This is a genomic window from Chondromyces apiculatus DSM 436 (genome assembly GCF_000601485.1).
In the GTDB taxonomy this organism is placed as follows: domain Bacteria; phylum Myxococcota_A; class Polyangia; order Polyangiales; family Polyangiaceae; genus Chondromyces; species Chondromyces apiculatus.
Genome location: NZ_ASRX01000044.1, coordinates 20842 through 39402, shown reverse-complemented (window position 1 = coordinate 39402; position 18561 = coordinate 20842). Strand labels below are relative to the sequence as shown.

At 68.4% G+C, this 18561-nt stretch carries 12 protein-coding genes; 6 read left to right on the top strand and 6 right to left on the bottom strand.

What is annotated here, in order from left to right; translation table 11 throughout:
• The first annotated feature begins 208 nt into the window (after positions 1-208).
• The 4 genes from dnaN (at position 209) to clpB (ending at position 8133) form a co-directional block, all read left to right on the top strand.
• Positions 209-1339: a DNA polymerase III subunit beta gene (gene dnaN / locus CAP_RS25725; RefSeq protein WP_044245698.1), complete on the top strand. Its 1131-nt coding sequence runs from the start codon at positions 209-211 to the stop codon at positions 1337-1339.
• The gene (gene recF, locus CAP_RS25720; protein WP_231511694.1) at positions 1336-2547 is read left to right on the top strand and encodes a DNA replication/repair protein RecF; all 1212 of its coding nucleotides are present in this window, start codon (positions 1336-1338) and stop codon (positions 2545-2547) included. Before dnaN ends, recF begins: the two co-directional genes overlap by 4 nt.
• A gap of 305 nt (positions 2548-2852) precedes the next feature.
• Positions 2853-5342 carry a DNA topoisomerase (ATP-hydrolyzing) subunit B gene (gene gyrB, locus CAP_RS25715; RefSeq protein ID WP_231511693.1) on the top strand — a complete coding sequence of 830 codons (2490 nt, stop codon included), beginning with the start codon at positions 2853-2855 and terminating at the stop codon, positions 5340-5342.
• 181 nt (positions 5343-5523) lie between these two features.
• A complete protein-coding gene (gene clpB / locus CAP_RS25710) occupies positions 5524-8133 on the top strand; it encodes an ATP-dependent chaperone ClpB (protein WP_044245695.1) in 2610 nt (869 codons plus the stop codon).
• 3 nt (positions 8134-8136) lie between these two features.
• Here clpB and CAP_RS25705 read toward each other — a convergent pair whose 3' ends face one another.
• The 6 genes from CAP_RS25705 to CAP_RS25680 are packed head-to-tail and all read right to left on the bottom strand — an operon-like array spanning position 8137 to position 15649.
• Positions 8137-9405 carry a CinA family nicotinamide mononucleotide deamidase-related protein gene (locus CAP_RS25705; protein WP_044245693.1) on the bottom strand — a complete coding sequence of 423 codons (1269 nt, stop codon included), beginning with the start codon at positions 9403-9405 and terminating at the stop codon, positions 8137-8139.
• 46 nt (positions 9406-9451) lie between these two features.
• The gene (locus CAP_RS25700; protein ID WP_044245692.1) at positions 9452-10315 is read right to left on the bottom strand and encodes a formylglycine-generating enzyme family protein; all 864 of its coding nucleotides are present in this window, start codon (positions 10313-10315) and stop codon (positions 9452-9454) included.
• Between the two features lie 36 nt (positions 10316-10351).
• Entirely contained in the window at positions 10352-11929 is a 1578-nt protein-coding gene (locus tag CAP_RS25695) for a carboxypeptidase-like regulatory domain-containing protein (RefSeq protein WP_156041141.1), read from the bottom strand.
• Positions 11926-12831 (bottom strand): zinc ribbon domain-containing protein, encoded by a 906-nt coding sequence (locus CAP_RS25690; RefSeq protein ID WP_044245687.1) that lies wholly within the window; start codon positions 12829-12831, stop codon positions 11926-11928. Before CAP_RS25690 ends, CAP_RS25695 begins: the two co-directional genes overlap by 4 nt.
• The gene (locus CAP_RS25685; RefSeq protein ID WP_044245686.1) at positions 12828-13382 is read right to left on the bottom strand and encodes a cytochrome c-type biogenesis protein; all 555 of its coding nucleotides are present in this window, start codon (positions 13380-13382) and stop codon (positions 12828-12830) included. Before CAP_RS25685 ends, CAP_RS25690 begins: the two co-directional genes overlap by 4 nt.
• Complete coding sequence (locus CAP_RS25680) at positions 13379-15649, bottom strand: heme lyase CcmF/NrfE family subunit (protein WP_044245684.1); 2271 nt, start codon at positions 15647-15649, stop codon at positions 13379-13381. Before CAP_RS25680 ends, CAP_RS25685 begins: the two co-directional genes overlap by 4 nt.
• A gap of 288 nt (positions 15650-15937) precedes the next feature.
• Between CAP_RS25680 and CAP_RS25675 the strand changes: the two genes are divergently transcribed.
• Together CAP_RS25675 and CAP_RS25670 are read left to right on the top strand one after the other, a co-directional pair.
• Positions 15938-17194: a LeuA family protein gene (locus CAP_RS25675; RefSeq protein ID WP_081865252.1), complete on the top strand. Its 1257-nt coding sequence runs from the start codon at positions 15938-15940 to the stop codon at positions 17192-17194.
• A gap of 95 nt (positions 17195-17289) precedes the next feature.
• Positions 17290-18489 carry an acetyl-CoA C-acetyltransferase gene (locus tag CAP_RS25670; protein ID WP_044245682.1) on the top strand — a complete coding sequence of 400 codons (1200 nt, stop codon included), beginning with the start codon at positions 17290-17292 and terminating at the stop codon, positions 18487-18489.
• The last annotated feature ends 72 nt before the right edge of the window (positions 18490-18561 follow it).

Here is an 18561-nt window from a genome sequence, read left to right as displayed (position 1 = left end):
CCAGGGGTGAACGTGGCAAGTGCTGGATCCGACTGGGGAATGATGAGTTATCCCCGTCATCCCCAGGGCCTACTACAAAGACCTAGATCGATCTTATCCATATCCAGAGAAGAGAGGGAGAGCCTCGCGCAATGCCCTGAGAACGTTGCATTTCGACCGCACCGCCGGGCGGTAACCCTGCTAAAGGGTCCGGGCTCCGGAGCCACCCATGGACCTCGAGATCCCCAAGAAAGACCTCCTTCGCCTCGTCAGCCGTTGCCAGGGTGTCGCGGACAAGAAGAGCGCGATGCCGGCGCTCGCCAACGTCCTGCTCGCCGCCGATGGCAGTACGTTGCGGGTCTCCGCGACCGACCTGTACCTGGGTGTGACGGGGCAGGTGAACGCCCAGGTGAAGACGCCCGGTTCGGTGGCGGTGCCCGCGCGTGACCTGCTGGAACGCATCAAGGCCATGCCGGACGGGCCGCTTCACGTGACGACCTCCGAGGGGGCCCAGACCACCATCAAGGCGGTGGGGTCGCCGCGGCGCTACACGCTGCCCGGTATTCCGGGGGCCGAGTTTCCGCAGCTCCCGATGCCCACGCCCGATGCGCCACGGCTCGAGCTTCCCGTGGACCTGCTCGCGCTGCTCATCGCGCGGACGCACTTCTCGATCTCCACGGACGAGACGCGGGCGCACGTGAACAGCGCGCTGTTCGAGTGGTCCGGGGATCGGGTGCGGATGGTGAGCACCGACGGGCACCGGCTCTCCAAGATGGAGGCCACGGTGGCGGGCAGCGCCGCGACGGCGACGATGCTCATCCCGCTCAAGGCGATCCACGAGCTGCGGCGGCTCGCCGACGAGGCACGCGCCGAGAAGGACGCGCCCGTGGTGACCATCACCCAGAGCGGGCCGAGCGCCTTCTTCACCATCGCGGGGACGCAGTTCTCCGTGAAGCTCGTCGACGCCCAGTTCCCGCCCTACCAGCAGGTTATCCCGGCGATGACGGAGCGGTCCATCCGCGCGCCGCGCTCGGCGCTCGCCGATGCCCTCAAGGCGATTTCGCTCGCGGCGAGCGATCGCACCGGTGGCGTGAAGATCTCGGTCACGTCGGGCTCGCTCAGGATCACGAGCGAGAGCCCGGACACGGGCAATGCCTTCGACGAGCTGACCATCGACTACGACGGCCCGGAGCTGACCATCGGCTTCAACGCGAAGTACTTCCTCGACGTGCTCAACGGGATCGACGACGAAGAGATCATCTTCGGCATCTCCGGAGAACTCGATCCCGCCGTGCTCAAGGCGGGCAATGAGTCGAGTGAGCGGAGCTACGTCGCGGTCATCATGCCGATGCGGATTTGAGCGCTTCCCCGATCGCGCTCAGCCTCACGACCCCGCAGGCGCCAGGAGGTCCGGGGGGCGCAACGCCGCCGAGCTTGCTCCTCGAACGGCTGCTGGTGCGCGGCGTGCGCAACGTCGCGCACGCCGACGTTCAACCGGCGCCGCGGGTGAACGTGATCTGGGGGAACAACGGTCACGGCAAGACGAGCCTGCTCGAGGCGATCTACTTCGCCGCGACCTCGCGGAGCTTCAGGGCACACCGCATGGGGGAGCTGGTGCAGCACGGGGAGAAGGTCGCCAGCGTGCGCGCGAGGTTCGTGGAGCGGTGGGGAGATCTGCCGCCGCTCGCGCGAGAGCAGGTCGCTTCGATCGAGGGGCGGCGGTGCGCCGTGCTGATCGACGGCAACCGGCCTCCGAGTCTGGCGAGCTTCGCGACGCGCTCGCCCGTGGTGGCGTTCCACCCGAACGAGCTCTCGCTCACGACCGGGCCTGCCAGCGGTCGTCGCACGCTGCTCGACAGGCTGGCGCTGTTCATGGACCCGAGGAGCGCGGATCACCGGGCGAGGTACGATCGGGCGCTGCGGGCGAGGCACGAGGTCCTGCGGCGCGCGGAGCGGGCGGAGGCCGTGGGCGATGCGGAGATCGAGGCGTTCGAGGAGCTGTGCGCGGTGCACGGCGCGGCAGTGACCCGGGCTCGGGCGGCAGCGGTGACGGCTCTGGGACCGGAACTGGAGCACGCCTTCGCACACATCGCGGCGCCCGGACTGTCGCTTTCGGCGCGCTATGCACCCGGGGGTTCGGCGGACGTCCAGGCGGCGCGCGAGGCGCTCGCCGGGCAGCGGAGGCGGGACGCACACCGGCCGTCGGCGGGCTTCGGGCCGCACCGGGATGACCTCGAGCTGTCGATCGATGGCCACCCGGTGCGGGTCGTGGCCTCCCAGGGGCAGCACCGGGCGCTGACGCTCGCGCTCAAGGCAGCCGAGACGGCAACGATCCGCGCGGCCCGAGGGGTAGAGCCGATTCTCCTGCTCGACGATGTTTCGAGCGAGCTGGACCCGGACAGGACCGAGGCATTGCTGACGTTCCTGGGGACGGCACGAGGGCAGGTATTTCTGACGACCACGCGCCGCGAGCTCATCGTCACTCCGGGCGTGGATGCGGCCGATAGACGTGATTTCCGGGTGCAGGACGGGGCGGTGACCCCGCTATCGCCAGGCGAGCGGCCGTAGGGACGGCGGAGGCGGAATTCACGCCTGGAAAAGAGGTCCTGGAGCGCGTTGCGGAGCAGGGGATAGCCTTGCCCGAACAGGGCATTTCGGCTAGATTTTCGCGTCTCTTGCGGGGCTCAAGGAGCCGCCTGCACGCGAATGATCAAGCGCTCAAGCGCTCAAGCGCTTCAGCGCTGAGAGGCTGGGCGGCCAGCCCACGGGTGAACCCGTGCAGCGGCCGCGGTTGTTGCTCGATCAGTCCGTGGGGTGTGCTCCGTCGGCCTCAGCGGATCGCGGGGCCGCGATACCGGTGCCCCCACAGGACCATGATGATCGAATCCACGTCGCAAGTTCAGCCGTCCACGCCTCCCGTGCCCACCTCGTACGATGCCCACAGCATCACGGCGCTCGAGGGCCTCGAGGCGGTGCGCAAGCGCCCCGGGATGTACATCGGGGATGTTCACGATGGGTCGGGCCTCCACCACCTGGTGTGGGAGGTGATCGACAACGCCGTCGACGAGCACCTGGCAGGCGCTTGCTCGGAGATTCATATCACCGTCCATTTCGATGGGTCCGTCTCCTGCGAGGACAATGGCCGGGGCATCCCCGTGGGGATGCACGCGAAGGGCGTGAGCGCGGCCGAGGTCGTGATGACCGTTCTGCACGCGGGCGGGAAGTTCGACAACGCGAGCTACAAGGTCTCGGCCGGGCTGCACGGCGTCGGGGTGAGCGCCGTCAACGCGGTGTCGGAGACGCTCAAGCTAGAAATCAAGCGCGAGGGGAAGGTCTGGTTCCAGGAGTACTCGCGCGGTGCGCCGGTCGACAGGCTCCAGGTCATCGGCGAGACCGACAAGACGGGGACCAAGATCACCTTCAAGCCCGATACGCAGATCTTCAGCACCACGGACTTCAGCTTCGACATCCTGGCGAGCCGGCTGCGGGAGCTGGCGTTTCTGAATGCAGGGCTGCGCATTCACCTGGAAGACCAGCGTCCCGAGGGGAAGAGCGAGGTCTACGAGTACCGGGGCGGGATCGGCGAGTTTGTGGCGCTGCTCAACAAGACCAAGGAGCCCATCCACGAGCAGGTGGTGGAGTTCGTGGCGCAGCAGGAGAGTTCGGGCGAGGGAGGACGCCCGGGGCCGCCCATCTCCGTGGAGGTCGCGCTGCAGTGGAACGCGTCGTACCAGGAGGCGATCTTCTGTTACACGAACAACGTCCACAACAAGGACGGCGGCACCCACCTGACGGGGCTGCGCGCAGCGCTGACGAAGACGATCAATGCCTACGGCACTGCCCAGAACCACTTCAAGGACCTGAAGCAGGGCCTGCAGGGCGAGGACGTGCGCGAGGGGCTCACCTGCGTGCTCAGCGTGAAGCACCCCGACCCCTCCTTCGATTCACAGACGAAATCGAAGCTGGTCTCGAGCGAGGTGAAGGGGATCGTCGAGGGAATCGTCAACGAGAAGCTGGCGCAGTACTTCGAGGAGAACCCCCAGAACGCCCGCAAGATCATCGAGAAGGCGGTGGTGGCCGCCAAGGCGCGCGAGGCGGCGCGCAAAGCGCGGGAGGTGATCCGCAAGGGGACCCTCGACGTGACGTCCCTCTCGGGCAAGCTTGCCGACTGTCAGTCGAAGGATCCGGAGAAGAGCGAACTCTACATCGTCGAGGGTGAGAGCGCCGGCGGGAGCGCGAAGCAGGGGCGAGACCGGCACTTCCAGGCAATCCTCCCGCTCCGCGGGAAGATCCTCAACGTGGAGCGGGCACGCCTCGACAAGATGCTGAGCTCCGCGGAGGTGGGGACGCTGATCACCGCGCTCGGGTGCGGGATCAACGAAGCCGGCGGCTTCGAGATCGACAAGCTGCGCTACCACAAGATCATCCTGATGACCGATGCCGACGTCGACGGCTCGCACATCCGCACGCTGCTGCTCACGTTCTTCTTCCGCCAGATGCGGGACGTGATGTCGAACGGCTACCTGTACATCGCACAGCCGCCGCTCTACCGGGTGCGCAAGGGCAAGCGCGACCTGTACCTGAAGGATCAGGCGGCGCTCGACGAATTCCTCGTGAATAACGCGGTCGAGGGCCTGGAGCTGATCTCCGCGGATGGGCGGCTGACCACCGGTCAACCCCTCTACCGGCTGGCGCAGGGGATGAAGCGCTTCAAGGTGGTGCTCTCCAACCTGGACAAGCGCTGCGACGCGCGCGTGGTGGCCGCGGTGCTCCGGTCGAGCCGGCCAACCCCGCTGTCGCGCGACGATCTGCGCGATCCGCAGAAAGTGGAGGCGGCGCGGGCGCGGCTCCACGAGTACCTGAACAAGAGGTACCCGGACATGTTCAGGACCCCCATCCTCCATCACGACTCCGAGCACGGGACGAGCCGGATCGAGGTCCCCTCGCGCCCGGGCGCGAACGCGCGGACCAGCGTGATCGACTGGAACCTGCTCGACTCCCCCGAGTACAAGGACGCACTCGAGATCGAGAACGATCTGCTCTCCGTGGGCGACGCGCCCTACAAGAGCAGCGGGGGCGGTGCCGAGCAGGAGATCGCCGACGGGGAGGCGCTCTCCGACTTCCTGGAGGAGCGCGGCCGCAAGGGGATCAGCATCAGCCGCTACAAAGGCCTCGGCGAGATGAACGCCGACGAGCTGTGGGAGACGACGATGAACCCCGATGCCCGCACGCTGCTCCAGGTGCGCATCGACGACGCCGTGAAGACGGATGAGCTGTTCACCATTCTCATGGGCGATCAGGTCGAGCCGCGGCGGCAGTTCATCGAGCAGAACGCGCTCCAGGTGAAGAACCTCGACATTTAGTCTCCACGGCAGGGGCACGCGCCCCCGCCGCCCCACCCCCCCCGCGATCCACCCGAGCCTTTCGTCGCGTCTTGCCCCTGCGGGCCTGGATCCGGCGCTCAGGCCGGCAGGCGTCGCTGGCAGGAGGTTTGCTTGGGCGGACCCTTGCAAGGCAGGCTCACTGCCTTAGCTTGGGGGTGCCATGCGAATCGACCGAATGACGACCAAGGCCCAGGAAGCTGTACGCGCTGCGGTGGACCTCGCCAGTCGGCGCGGCAACCCAGAGCTTTACCCCGAGCACCTGCTCCGTGTGCTCGTCGATCAAGAAGGCGGTGTGGTGGGGCCGCTGGTGCAGAAGGCGGGAGCGGATCCCGCCGCGCTCCAGCGCCAGCTCGACGCCAGGATCGAGAGCTACCCTCAGGTGAGCGGTGGCGCAGAGCCGAACCTGTCGCGGCGTTCCCTCGCCGTCCTGCAGAAGGCCGAGGACGAGGCGAAGGCGCTGAAGGACGATTTCATCTCGACGGAGCACGTCCTCCTGGCGGCCGTGAAGACCGACAAGGACGTGCAGAGCCTGCTGGAGCGGGTGGGCGTCGGGTACGACAAGATCCTCGCGGCGCTCGCGTCGGTGCGCGGCAACCAGCGGGTGACCGACCGGGATCCCGAGGGGAAGTTCCAGGCGCTCGAGAAGTACACGAAGGATCTCACCAAGCTCGCGCGTCAGGGGAAGATCGATCCGGTCATCGGCCGTGACGAGGAGATCCGTCGGGTGATGCAGGTGCTCTCGCGGCGGACCAAGAACAACCCGGTGCTCATCGGGGAACCCGGCGTGGGCAAGACGGCCATCGTGGAGGGGCTGGCGCAGCGGATCATCGCGGGTGACGTGCCCGAGGGCTTGAAGGACAAGCAGCTCGCGGCCTTGGACCTGGCGGCGATGGTCGCCGGGTCAAAGTTCCGCGGGGAGTTCGAGGACCGCCTCAAGGCCGTGCTGAAGGAGATCGAGGCGGCTCAGGGCAAGATCATCCTGTTCATCGACGAACTGCACACGCTGGTGGGCGCGGGTGCGGCCGAGGGGGCGATGGATGCGGCGAACATGCTGAAGCCGGCGCTGGCGCGCGGGGAGCTGCGCTGCATCGGCGCGACCACGCTCGACGAGTACCGGAAGCGCATCGAGAAGGACGCTGCGCTGGAGCGGCGGTTCCAGCAGGTCTACGTGTCGCAGCCGACGGTGGAGGACACCATCGCCATCCTGCGCGGGTTGAAGGAGCGCTACGAGGTTCACCACGGCATCCGCATCCAGGATGCAGCGCTGGTGGCGGCTGCGGTGCTGTCGAACCGGTACATCACCGAGCGGTTCCTGCCGGACAAGGCGATCGATCTCGTGGACGAGGCGGCGTCGCGCATCCGCATGGAGATCGACAGCCTGCCGACGCCCATCGATCAGGTGGAGCGCAACCTGCTGAAGCTGCAGATGGAGGAGCAAGCGCTCACCCGGGAGAAGGACAAGGGGAGCAAGGCGCGGCTGGAGGAGGTGAAGCGCGAGATCGCCGACCTGCAGGCCCAGCGCGACGCCATGCGGGCGCAGTGGATGCGCGAGAAGGAGGTGATCGGGGAGATCCGCTCGCTACAGCCGCAGATCGAGGAGATGCGGATGGAGGAGGAGCGCTACAAGCGGGTGGGTGATCTGGGGAAGGCGGCGGAGATCCATTACGGCCGCATCCCGGAGACGGAGCGGAAGCTCGCCACGCTGCGGGAGACCCTGGGGCAGGTGCAGGGGAAGCAGAGCTACCTGAAGGAGGAGGTCAACGACGAGGACATCGCCGCTGTCGTCTCCAAGTGGACAGGGATCCCGATCTCCAAGATGCTCGAGAGCGAGATGCAGAAGCTCCTGCGTCTGGAGGAGGAGCTGCGCAAGCGGGTGGTGGGACAGGAGGATGCGCTCCGGGCGGTGTCGAATGCCATCCGGCGGAGCCGCGCCGGGCTCGGCGATGAGCGGCGGCCCATCGGATCATTCGTGTTCCTGGGGCCGACGGGGGTAGGCAAGACAGAACTCGCCAAGGCGCTGGCGGAGTTCCTGTTCGACGACGAGCGGGCCATGGTGAGGCTCGACATGAGCGAGTACGGCGAACGCCATGCGGTGGCTCGCCTGATCGGCGCGCCTCCAGGCTACGTGGGGTACGAGGAGGGAGGTCAGCTCACCGAGCCGGTGCGGAGGCGACCTTACACGGTGGTGCTCTTCGATGAGATCGAGAAGGCCCACGCCGACGTGTGGAACGTGCTGCTTCAGGTGCTCGACGACGGGAGGCTCACGGATGGCCAGGGCAACACGGTCGACTTCAAGAACACGATCTTGATCCTGACCTCGAACCTGGGGACGCCGGCGGCGGCTGCGGTCGAGGAGCAGGTCCACCTCGATCCGGTGGCGAAGGCGGAGATGGTGCGTCGCGCGGTGCTCGACGAGGTGCGCAAGCACTTCAGGCCGGAGTTCCTGAACCGCCTCGACGAGCTGATCGTCTTCCGGCGGCTTGGCCACGACCAGATTGGGACCATCGTGGACATCCAGCTCAACCTGCTCCGGAAGCGGCTCGCGCGGCGGGGGTTGTCGCTCGAGGTGACCGGGCCGGCGAAGGACTTCCTCATCGAGGAAGGGTGGGATCCTCAGTACGGTGCTCGGCCGCTCAAGCGCGCCATCCAGCGGCACATCGAGGACGAGCTGGCCAGGCGCGTGCTCGGCGGCGAGCTGCGCCAGGGAGATGCGGTGACGATCGGTCGCGAGGGGGACAAGCTCACCTTCACGCGGCAAGCGCCCAACTGAGCCTCACCGCGCCGCCGGGGCCTCCTGAGCCGACAGCTCCGGGAGGTTCCCGGCGATGCGGCGGAGGAGGTCCAGCACGGCGTAGGCCGCAGCGATGCGGATCTCCTGACGATCACCAGGGAAGACGCTGCTCCGCACCACCGTGCCCCCGGGGTGGGCGACCGCCCAGTACACGAGCCCGACAGGCTTGGTGGCAGTGCCGCCCGTGGGCCCGGCGATGCCGGTCACGGACAAGGCCACGTCGACCTCGCAGAGACGCCGGGCTCCCTCGGCCATCTCGGCGGCGACCTCGGCGGAGACCGCGCCGTGCCCGCGCAGGGTGTCTTCCGAGACGCCGAGGAGGCGGGTCTTCGCGCTGTTCGCATAGGTGACGGCGCCACCGACGAAGTAGTCGCTGGCGGGGTAACTGGTGAGCAGGTGCGCGATCATGCCGCCCGTGCAGGACTCGGAGAGCGCCAGCCGCCAGCCGCGGGCGCGGACCGTGCGACCCACGACGTCGGGAAAGGCGTCGTCGCCTTCCCCGTACAACACGCTCGCGAGGCGCTCACGCACCTTGGCGGTGGCCTGGGCGGCCAGGTCCCGGGCGATGGACTGCGTCGCCCCCCGCGCGTGGACCTTCACGTCCACCTCCGGGAAGTGCACGCGATAGCCGAGGGTGATGCCTGGGTAGGCCTCCTCGATGCCTTCGAGGCGTCCGCCGATCACCGATTCGCCGAGGCCGTAGGTGCGCAGGCGGAACTGGTGGGTGTTGTTGGGCGCGCTGCTGCGGATGCGCGGGAGCACCTGCTCGGCGAACATGGTCTTCATCTCGCGCGGGACGCCCGGGAGAAAGTAGACGGTGGCGTTGCGGAGACGGATGGCGAAGCCAGGGGCCGTCCCGGCGCTGTTCGGGAGGATCTCCGAGTTGGCAGGGACGTCGGCCTGCTTCTCGTGGCCCGCGTTCATGGTCTTGCCCCGGGCCTCGACGCGGCGCCGGATGGCGAGGAGCGTGCTCTCGTCGCGCACCAGCTCGACACCCCCGGCGCGCGCGGCGGCGAGCGCGGTGAGGTCGTCGGTGGTGGGTCCGAGCCCGCCGGTGGAGATGACCAGGGGGTGCGTCTCGGCGAGCCGGTGAAGCGCAGCGACGATGCGATCGAGGTCATCGTCGACGGTATCTGACGTGTTGACGGTGAACCCGACGGCGGTGAGCTCGCTGGCGAGCCACGAGGCGTTGGTGTTCACGATCTCGCCTCGCGTGAGCTCGGTGCCGATCGAGAGGAGCGCGACGGTCATAAGGAAGAGGGACTGTAGCGCAAGGGAGCGGGAGCCAGGGGCGGGTTCAGCGAAGGGGGTATGCGCAGCGGAAGCCGATATCGCGCGCCCGGGTCGTCACCGGGAGGCGACGGACGCTCCACGTGCGCAGTGCCGGAGCACCTGCATCCATCCAGGAGCCACCCACCACGTCGCTCGTGGGCGCCGCAGGATCGGGGGGAGACGTCCATTCGGCGACGTTGCCTGCGAGGTCGAGGACACCTTGCGGCGAGGCACCTGCAGGGCGGCTGCCTGCGAGGTCCGGGCCGCTGGCGTCTTCGCCGCAGGGGCCATCCAGCAGACCGAACGCGGCGCGCCGGCACACGGCGCCGGTATCGCCCCACGGGTAACGGCGACCCGCGGTCCCGGCGGCAGCCAGGGCGAGCTGGTCGCGCGAGGGGACCATGCCTCCCGCGAAGGCGCAGCAACGGGAAGCCTCGGCGAGGGTGACGCCGGTCACGGGCAGGCCCTGCTCGCCGCGCATGGGGACGGGCGCGCACGCGGCCGCGGTGACGCAAGCGGTGTACCTCGCCTCGGTCACCTCGAATCGATCGAGGGCGAACGGCGGGAGCGAGGCCTCGTGGGGCTCGACGATGCCCTGAGCCTCCCAGTCGCCCGGGCCGAGGCGAAGCGTGCCCCCTGGAATCGTCACGGGGTCGCTGTCGCTCACGCAGCCTTCGGGCGTGGGACGCAGCGCGGCAGCGCAGCGGGTGGGGGTTCCCTGGCACCGGTTCTCCGTGTCGAGGTGCTGGCCTTCTCCGCAGCAGCGTGGACCGAAGGGGAGCATGCCGTCAGGACAGCGTGCGACAGGGCCCGCGCGTGACGCCGCGATCCAGGTGACGGCGCCGATCAGGCAGAGGGCAACAAGGGCTGTGGCGATCGCAGTCCGCATGCGGGGCGTCATGCTTCCTGGATGCGGAGCGACGCCTCAGGGAGAGCTCTCCGGGTCGCGCCCGGAGCGAGGCCGGGTGCTGCCTTTGTCGTCTCGACGGGGGCGCCTGGCGCGCGGCGCAGGCTCGGGCGACAGCGCGGCCTGAGGCTCGGGCGATTCGGGGATCTTGGCCGTCTCTTCGAGCCTGGTCACGATCCGCGCGAGCGCGTCGAGCAAGGCTTCGCGTACCCGGGCGTAGGTGCGGGGCCCGATGTCCTCTCGCTTCCGGGCCCGCTCGAGTTCCACGAACTCGTTCAGCAGGGCGTCATGCGCTTCCAGGAGATCACGCTGGGCGTTGTCATCGGGCGTGTCCGAGCCTTCCTTTTTCTGGACGACGAACGCCAGCGACCCGAGCACGGCAATGGCGGCGAGGCCAATCGCCACCCAGCGACCGGGAGGCGGGGTGGGCAGGCCGCTCAGGGTGATCACCAGCGTCTTGAGCCCGCCGCTCTGTCGCTGGGCGCGCTGCTCGCTGAACAGCACCTTCATCCCGTTGCGCAGCTCCGTCCTCTGGGCGTCAGGAAAGCCGATGACCTCGAGGCCCATGTTCTTCGCGGCTTCGGCGATGACCTGGGTCTGGGCGAGGCGCGGCGAAGGCTCGATGCGGATGGTCTGCCGCGCGCTCCGCTCGAGAGGGACGTTGTAGCGGAAGCGGAGGTCGTGGCGCCCGGGCGCAACCGTTCCGCGCAGCGCCACGCCCACCTGGTGCACCTCGTCGAGCCGGACGTCGGTGGTGGGGTCTTCCCGGTTGAGTGCCTTGAAGCCCTCGGGCAGCTTGATGGTGAAGTCGGCCATCCAGGCGGTGGCGTCCAGGTTGCCGAGGGTGACGGACTGCTCGACGACGATCGCGTCATCGCGGAGGGCGAGGAACACCGAGCCCTGCGAGAGGACGAAGACTTGATCGAGGTTCTCGGTGGCGTCGTAGGCGTGCACCACGGCGCGCTTCCCGGCCTGATCGCCGAGGGGGAAGGGCGGCGCCGAGAAGGTGGCAGGGCCGCGGGTCGTCGACACCCGGTAGGTGATCGCCGAGCCAGCCCCCAGACCGTCGAAGCGTGCGGATCCGGTATCGTCACCGACGGCGTTCTTGCGCTCGCGCGAGTCGCCGCGAGCGACCGAGCTATGAAGGATGTCGAGGCGGATCGGAGCACCCGGGATGGGGCGATCCTGCGCGTCCCGGATGGTGACCACGAGGGAGCCGCGAGGGAGTGAGGGATCCTCTTCGGCGCCGTTGGGCGGAGGGGTGAAGAAGTCCTGCATCCCCGGCCGTGCCTGAGCTGCGCCTCCGGTGGGAGGGTGGCCTGGAGGGGGGGCGCCCACAGGGGGATGCCCGGCCGGAGTCTCGCCGACGGGCGGGTGACCCGCGGGGAGCGCGTCTGTGGCAGCAGCGGCAGCAGCGGGTGCGCTCGCGTCGGGAGCGTTGCCCGTCGTAGCGGCGCGGCTGCTCGAGGTGGCAGCAGCGGAGGGGCTCGCCTTCGGGGTCCCGGCGTTGGAGGGCTGGGCGTGAACACCGACCGGTGCGGCCACGAAGAGCCCGAGGAGCGCTGCCGTGCACCCTGTCCGTAGCTTCCAGATCACGGCGACTCCTCGGGTGAAGGCGACGCGCCCGCCGCGCCAGTGCTACGCGGGGCATCCTCCCCGGCTTCGAGGGTGCCAGAGTCCGTCGCCTGCTGCCTGGCACCGCACTTCTTGCAGAAGACCGCGTCCTCGTCGTTCATCGTGCCGCATGCCGCACAGGCGTGCCCGCGGGGGGGCACCGCAGCCCGGGCAGCTTGCGGTTCCGTGCCGTCGCGTGTTCCGGCGTGCTCCGCGGCGTCGGGACGGCGCTCCGTGTCCGCGCCTCCCAGGCCCGCGCGACGCAGATGCTCGGAGACCAGCGCCTCGACGTGCCTGCGCCGCGGCTGGGCGTCTTCGTCGAGGATGCGCAGGAGGCGCTTGGCCTCGGCGCGGTACTTGGCGACGAGCTCCGCATAGTCCTCGTCGCTGATCTTGCCCACGCTGCGCTCGAACTCGAGGTCCTTGAGCGCGCGCAGGACGGCCTGCTTCTGTTCTTCCTCGGCACGGGGTACGCCGATCGCATAGGCGTCGGCGCCGCTGAGCGCTGTCTCGCCCAGCAGCGTGCGCAAGCTCGACCAGAAGAGCACGATGACGCCGAGGAGCACGCCGCTCGCCAGCACCAGGATCGCCAGCGCAGGCCCGACGAAAGTACCCGCCAGGACGCAGCCCCCGAGCACCACGATGGGGTAGATGAGCTTCGCGTACTCGGTCACGCGGTCATCGAGCGAGGTGCCGCGCGCGGGTGACGCGGGTGACGCGGGTGACGCGGGTGACGCTGGCGGCGAGGCCTCCTGGGCAGACCTGGCGTCGTCGGTACCGGTGGGAGCGGTGCCGGCGGCGTCGCTGCCAGCGGTATCCTCGCTGTCGTCGTCGTCTTCGGTGTCAGAGGGAGCGGGCTCCACGGCGGGCTTCTTGGGGCTCATTCGCGGTTGAGCTTCTCCAGCTCCTGGTCGAGGCGGTCGTCGTACTCGTCGCGCCTGTCCGTCGCAACGGCGTTGGTGTCGGTGGGAGGCGCGGCGGCGCGTTCCTCGTCGCTGCGTCGCCGCCAGCGCCTGAGTGTCACCACGAGGAGCGCGGCTCCCAGGCCTATCGCGGCGAGCGGGACGAGGTAGAGCGCGCGCGAGGCCCCCTGGTTGCGCGGCACGGAGAGGGCCTGGGGTCCGAAGCGCCCGATGTAAGCATCCTGGATCTGGGAGATCGTCTTGCCTGCGCCGAGATCGGCGCGCAGCTCGTCGCGGATGGCGTGGGCCGTGCCGCAGGTGCAGGTCCCCAGCGTCTCCCGGGGGCAACCACACATGCACAGCAAGCTCCAGAAGAGCTGCCGCTCTTCCTCGGTCTCGATGCCCACCGTCCCCCAGCGCGCCATGATCCCCTGACCATGCGCGGGCTCCGGGGAGCGCAGCATCACGAAGAACCCGATCACTCCTGCGAGGAGGAGGGTTGCTGCCTGGAAGAGGCGTCGTCGGGTGTTCATGGAGACGTGTGTACCGCCGGTGCAGCAGCAGGCGGCAGGATGTCGCCGGCACCCGGCAAGCCCGCGGCCGAGGAACCAGCCTCCCATGGTGCTTCGCGCATCTGTTCGGCGCGTGGCCCCCAGCGCTCGGTGATCGTCCCTCCGCCGTAGGCCATGGCTGGCCCTCCGGCGAGGAGCAACCCGAACAGGAGCGAGGTCCCCACGGACGCTGCGGCCCGCACGTAGGCAAAGGCTCCCGCTTCCTCGAAGGTGATCTCGGGCCACATCGCCACGATGGCTCCGAGCGCGAGGACGACGGCGCCTACCCACATGAACGAGATCAGGCTGTTCACGTGGAGCTGGAACGAGGCGCGCTTGTCCTGCGGGTTCGCCATCCCGAGGACCACGTACAGGTCGTTGCGGAGGGTGACGTGGAGCGCCACCTCGCTGGAGGGCATGTCGCCGGCCTTGTAGATGAACTTCGCCGGGCTGATACGGCCGACAGGCTTGCCGTGCCGCTCCACGTCGAGGTCCGCGAAGAGCATCCGCTTCTCGGTGTCCAGCTCCATGCGGGTGCCCTGGTAGGAGAGCTTGTACTCCTCGATGGTGACCGTCTCCCCTGGCTTGAGCGTCACCTCCTTGTCGACGCCCCAGGCGCGCCCTGCGAAGCCGACGAACATGATCGCGATGCCCACGTGGACGATGTAGCCGCCGTAGCGGCGCCGCGACTTCGCGACCAGGTTGAAGAGCGAGGCGAAGACCGACTCACCGCCGCGCTTCTGCCGCGCCGCGATCCCGCGCGCGAACTCCTGCACGACGACGGTGACGTTGAAGGCGGCGAAGGCGATGGTGAAGAAGGGGTAGGTGGAAGCCATGCCGGCCAGGGCGCGTCCGAGCGTGCCTTCATAGATGGGATCCACGGCCACGAACGCGGGGAAGCCGACCCGGCGCCCGAGGAGCAGGTGGGCTCCGGCGACGAGCACCATGACGGCCACCGGCCACCGGAAGCTCTTGCGGAACAGCTCCGGCGACGTCTTGCGCCACCCGAGGAGCGGGGCGATGCCCATGAGCAGGAACACGGTGAGCGCGATCGGCGGTATCCAGGCGTTGTAGAAGGTCGGTCCGAGCGCCGACTTCTGATCGAGCAGCCACTCGCTGATGCGCGGCCACACGGTGGCCGCCGCGATGAACACCATCAGGCTGAACAGGCCCCAGTTGTTGAGGAGGAAGGCCGTCTCGCGCGAGAGGACGGACTCGAACTGCCCCTGGCTGCGCAGCCTGGGGAGCCGGTAGACGATGAGGGCCGCGCAGGTCGCGATGATCAGGCCCATGAAGTAGACGAAGAAGATCCCGATGCCGGACTGCGCGAAGGAGTGCACGCTGGCGATCAGGCCGGAGCGGGTGAGCCAGGTGCCGAAGATGGTGAGGAAGAACGTCATGCAGATCAGGAAGACGTTCCAGACCTTGAGCATGCCCCGGCGCTCCTGGATCATCGTCGAGTGCACGTAGGCGCTCGCGGTGAGCCACGGGAGGAACGCCGCGTTCTCCACGGGATCCCAGGCCCAGGGGCCACCCCAGCCGAGTTCCTCGTAGGCCCAGAGCATGCCGAGCACGTTCCCGATGGAGAGGAACAGCCAGGAGAAGAGCATCCACTTGCGCGTGGCCACGATCCACTCGCTGTCGAGCCTTCCCGTGGCCAGCGCGGCGACGGCGAAGGCGAAGGGCACCGCCGCGCTCGTGAACCCGATGTAGAGGCTCGGCGGGTGGATGATCATGTAGAAGTTGCGGAGCTGGTAGTTCAGGCCGCTGCCGTCCACCGGCGCGCCCGCGACGTTCGTGGAGAACGGGTTCGCGGCGAAGATCATCAGGATCGCGAAGAACATGAGGATGCTCATGAGCGTCGCGATCACGTAGGGCTGAAGCTCCAGATACCGCCGCTTGAGCCAGATCACGCAGCCGGCGGAGAAGATGCCGGTCAGGAACAGCCACCAGAGCAGCGACCCATCCTGACCGCCCCAGAGCGCCGCGATCAGGTAGGGCGTGCTCATCGAGCGATCGCTGTACCGCGAGACGTACGAGAGCCGGAAATCGTGGCTCACGAACGCATACGCCAGCACCAGCACCCCGAGGCCGATGAGCGCCACGGTCCCGTAGGCACCGAGCCGCGCGGCTTGCAGGAGCCGCGGGCGACCCTGGCCTGCCGCAAGCGCGACCGCGAAGGTGTAAGCGGCCGCCACGAGGATGGCGTAGAGGACACCCGTGCCGAACTCAGGTAGGGACTGCCACATTGAAGTGGGCGCAGCTTAGGCGGGGAAGGGGCGGGGGGCTAGCGGAGGCGAGGGGGCACGGGGGGGCTGAGCGGGCGGGGATGAGCGGGCGGGGATGAGCGGGGAAGAACGCGCGTGACCGCGGGGTGAGGTCGCGACGTTCGCGACGCCCTGAATGCTCCGGGGAAGGCACGCCGCGTGAGGCACCGCGCCGCGTCAATCGACCGCGCTGACCGTGCATCACGCCGCGTCGCCTGCATGCACGGCCATCCGCGAGGCAGCCGCGGATCGCTGTATTATAATGAACCTATGGGTCAGCACGCTGAAAGCCTTCGCTCCGACGAACTCATCTATGACTGGAACGAAGTCGGTCGGAAGGGTCGTCTGATCCCGCCGGGTATCACCTTCTTCGACGAGACCCTGCGCGATGGACTGCAGAACCCCTCCGTCGCCGATCCGAACATCGAGCAGAAGCTCAAGCTCCTGCACCTCATGGCTGCGATCGGCATTCACGTCGCCGACATCGGCTTGCCGGGTAGCTCGCAACGCGCGTTCAACGACGTGCTGCGGATGTGCCGCGAGATCACCGATCATCGCTTGCCTCTCCGCGTGGCGTGCGCGGGGCGCACCGTGGTCGCGGACATCACCCCGATGATCGAGATCTCGCAGCGCGCGGGCATCCCGGTCGAGGTCTATGCCTTCATCGGCTCGAGCCCCATCCGCCAGCTCGCGGAGGAGTGGGACGTGGACCTCATCGCGAAGCGGAGCGCCGAGGCGATCGACGTGGCGGTCAAGGCAGGCCTGGAGGTCGCTTACGTCACCGAGGACACGACGCGCTCGCGGCCGGAGGTGCTGGCGACGCTGTTCAAGATGGCCATCGATCATGGCGCCTCGAGGCTCTGCCTCTGCGACACGGTGGGGCATGCGACGCCCGACGGCGTGCGCAACCTGGTCAACTTCACCCAGGCCATCGTGGCGGGCTCCGGGGCGAAGGTCGGCATCGACTGGCACGGCCACAACGATCGTGGCCTGGCGCTCGAGAACGCACTCTGGGCCCTCGAGTTCGGCGCAGACCGCGTCCATGGCACGGCGCTCGGGATCGGCGAGCGGGTGGGGAATGCAGCGATGGAGCTCATCCTCCTCAACCTGAAGCTCCTCGGTCAGCTCGAGCAACAGGATCTCACCCGCTTGCTCGACTACTGCCAGACGGCTGCCGAGGGCGTGGGGTGGGACATCCCGATCAACTATCCCCTCGTCGGGCGTGATGCCTTCCGCACCGCGACCGGGGTGCACGCAGCAGCCATCATCAAGGCCAAGCAGAAGGGCGACGACTGGCTGGCGGACCGCATTTACTCGGGGGTCCCCGCCGGGATGTTCGGCCGCAAGCAGGAGATCTGCGTGGGGTACATGTCCGGCGCCTCCAACGTGAACTACTGGCTGCGTCAGCGAAACATCGAGCCTTCCAAGGAGCTCTGTGACGCCATCCTCGCCAGAGCGAAGACTTCCGATCACATCCTCAGTGACGAGGAGATCCTCGCGGTCGTCGCCCAGCACTCCGGGCGCTGAGCCAGGAGCGCCGAGGGCTCGGCATTGCAAGACGCGGCGGGGCATCGCAAACTCCGCGCCCACCAAACCTCCAGCAGCAAGCACAGGACACAGACATGGCCAAGCTCAGCAAAGAAATCGTGATCGTCGGCGCCAAGCGTACTGCCTTCGGGACCATGGGCGGCGCCCTCAAGGGACTGTCAGCCAACGATCTCGCCGTGCACGCTGCCAAGGCTGCCGTCGCCCAGAGCGGAGCCGCGCCGGGTGACTTCGGTCACGTCATCGTGGGCAACGTCATGCAGACCAGCTCGGATGCCATCTACTGCGCGCGTCACGTGGGGCTCAAGGCGGGGCTGCCCATCGAGGTCCCCGCGCTCACGGTGAACCGCCTCTGCGGCTCTGGCTTCGAAGCGGTCATCCTGGGCGCCGAGCGGTTGCTGCTCGGCGATGCAGAGGTGGTCCTGGCAGGCGGGACCGAGAACATGACCCAGGCGCCGCACATCCTCCGAGGGGGCCGGGAGGGCTACGCCTTCGGCAAGCCCCCGGCCCTGGAAGACTCGCTCTGGAGCGCGCTCACGGACAGCTACTGCAACGCGCCCATGGCGATCACGGCCGAGAACCTGGCGACCAAGTACGGGGTGAGCCGGGACGACTGCGACGAGTACGCCATCCGTAGCCAGAAGATGTGGGCCGCGGCGAACGAGGCAGGGGCGTTCAAGGACGAGATCGCGCCCATCGAGCTCCCGGGCAAGAAGGGAGCGCCTCCCGTGCAGTTCGCCACGGATGAACACCCCCGCCCTCAGACGACGAAGGAGGCTCTCGCCAAGCTCAACCCCGTCTTCAAGAAGGACGGCGTGGTCACCGCCGGCAACGCCAGCGGCATCTGTGACGGGGCCGCCATGCTGGTGCTCACCACCGCCGAGACCGCGCGTGCCCGCGGGTTCCAGCCGCTGGCACGCGTGCTGAACTGGGGTGTCGCCGGCGTGGAGCCCTCGCTCATGGGCATCGGCCCCGCCTACGCGATCCCCAAGGCTCTCGATCGCGCGGGCATTGCCCTCGGCGACGTGGATCTCTTCGACATCAACGAAGCGTTCGCGCCGCAGTGGCTCGCCGTTCAGAAGCACCTCGAGCTGCCTGCCGAGAAGTGCAACGTCAACGGCGGAGCGATCGCGCTCGGTCACCCCCTCGGCGCGTCGGGGGCGCGGATCACGGCGAACCTCGTGTACTCCCTCCGACGCACGGGTAAGCGCATCGGTGTGGGCAGTGCTTGCATCGGCGGCGGTCAGGGCATCGCCATCGTGCTGGAACGCCTCTGAGTCTCCACGAGGGGACTCGCGTCCCCTCGCCCCGTCGGGAGTGAATCCCGTCGGGTCCCCACTCCCCTCGAA

Coding starts and splice junctions, on each gene's coding strand:
- dnaN (WP_044245698.1), top strand. CDS start 209: ATGGACCTCGAGATCCCCAAGAAAGACCTCCTTCGCCTCGTCAGCCGT.
- gyrB (WP_231511693.1), top strand. CDS start 2,853: ATGATGATCGAATCCACGTCGCAAGTTCAGCCGTCCACGCCTCCCGTG.
- clpB (WP_044245695.1), top strand. CDS start 5,524: ATGCGAATCGACCGAATGACGACCAAGGCCCAGGAAGCTGTACGCGCT.
- CAP_RS25705 (WP_044245693.1), bottom strand. CDS start 9,405: ATGACCGTCGCGCTCCTCTCGATCGGCACCGAGCTCACGCGAGGCGAG.
- CAP_RS25700 (WP_044245692.1), bottom strand. CDS start 10,315: ATGCGGACTGCGATCGCCACAGCCCTTGTTGCCCTCTGCCTGATCGGC.
- CAP_RS25690 (WP_044245687.1), bottom strand. CDS start 12,831: ATGAGCCCCAAGAAGCCCGCCGTGGAGCCCGCTCCCTCTGACACCGAA.
- CAP_RS25685 (WP_044245686.1), bottom strand. CDS start 13,382: ATGAACACCCGACGACGCCTCTTCCAGGCAGCAACCCTCCTCCTCGCA.
- CAP_RS25680 (WP_044245684.1), bottom strand. CDS start 15,649: ATGTGGCAGTCCCTACCTGAGTTCGGCACGGGTGTCCTCTACGCCATC.
- CAP_RS25675 (WP_081865252.1), top strand. CDS start 15,938: ATGGGTCAGCACGCTGAAAGCCTTCGCTCCGACGAACTCATCTATGAC.
- CAP_RS25670 (WP_044245682.1), top strand. CDS start 17,290: ATGGCCAAGCTCAGCAAAGAAATCGTGATCGTCGGCGCCAAGCGTACT.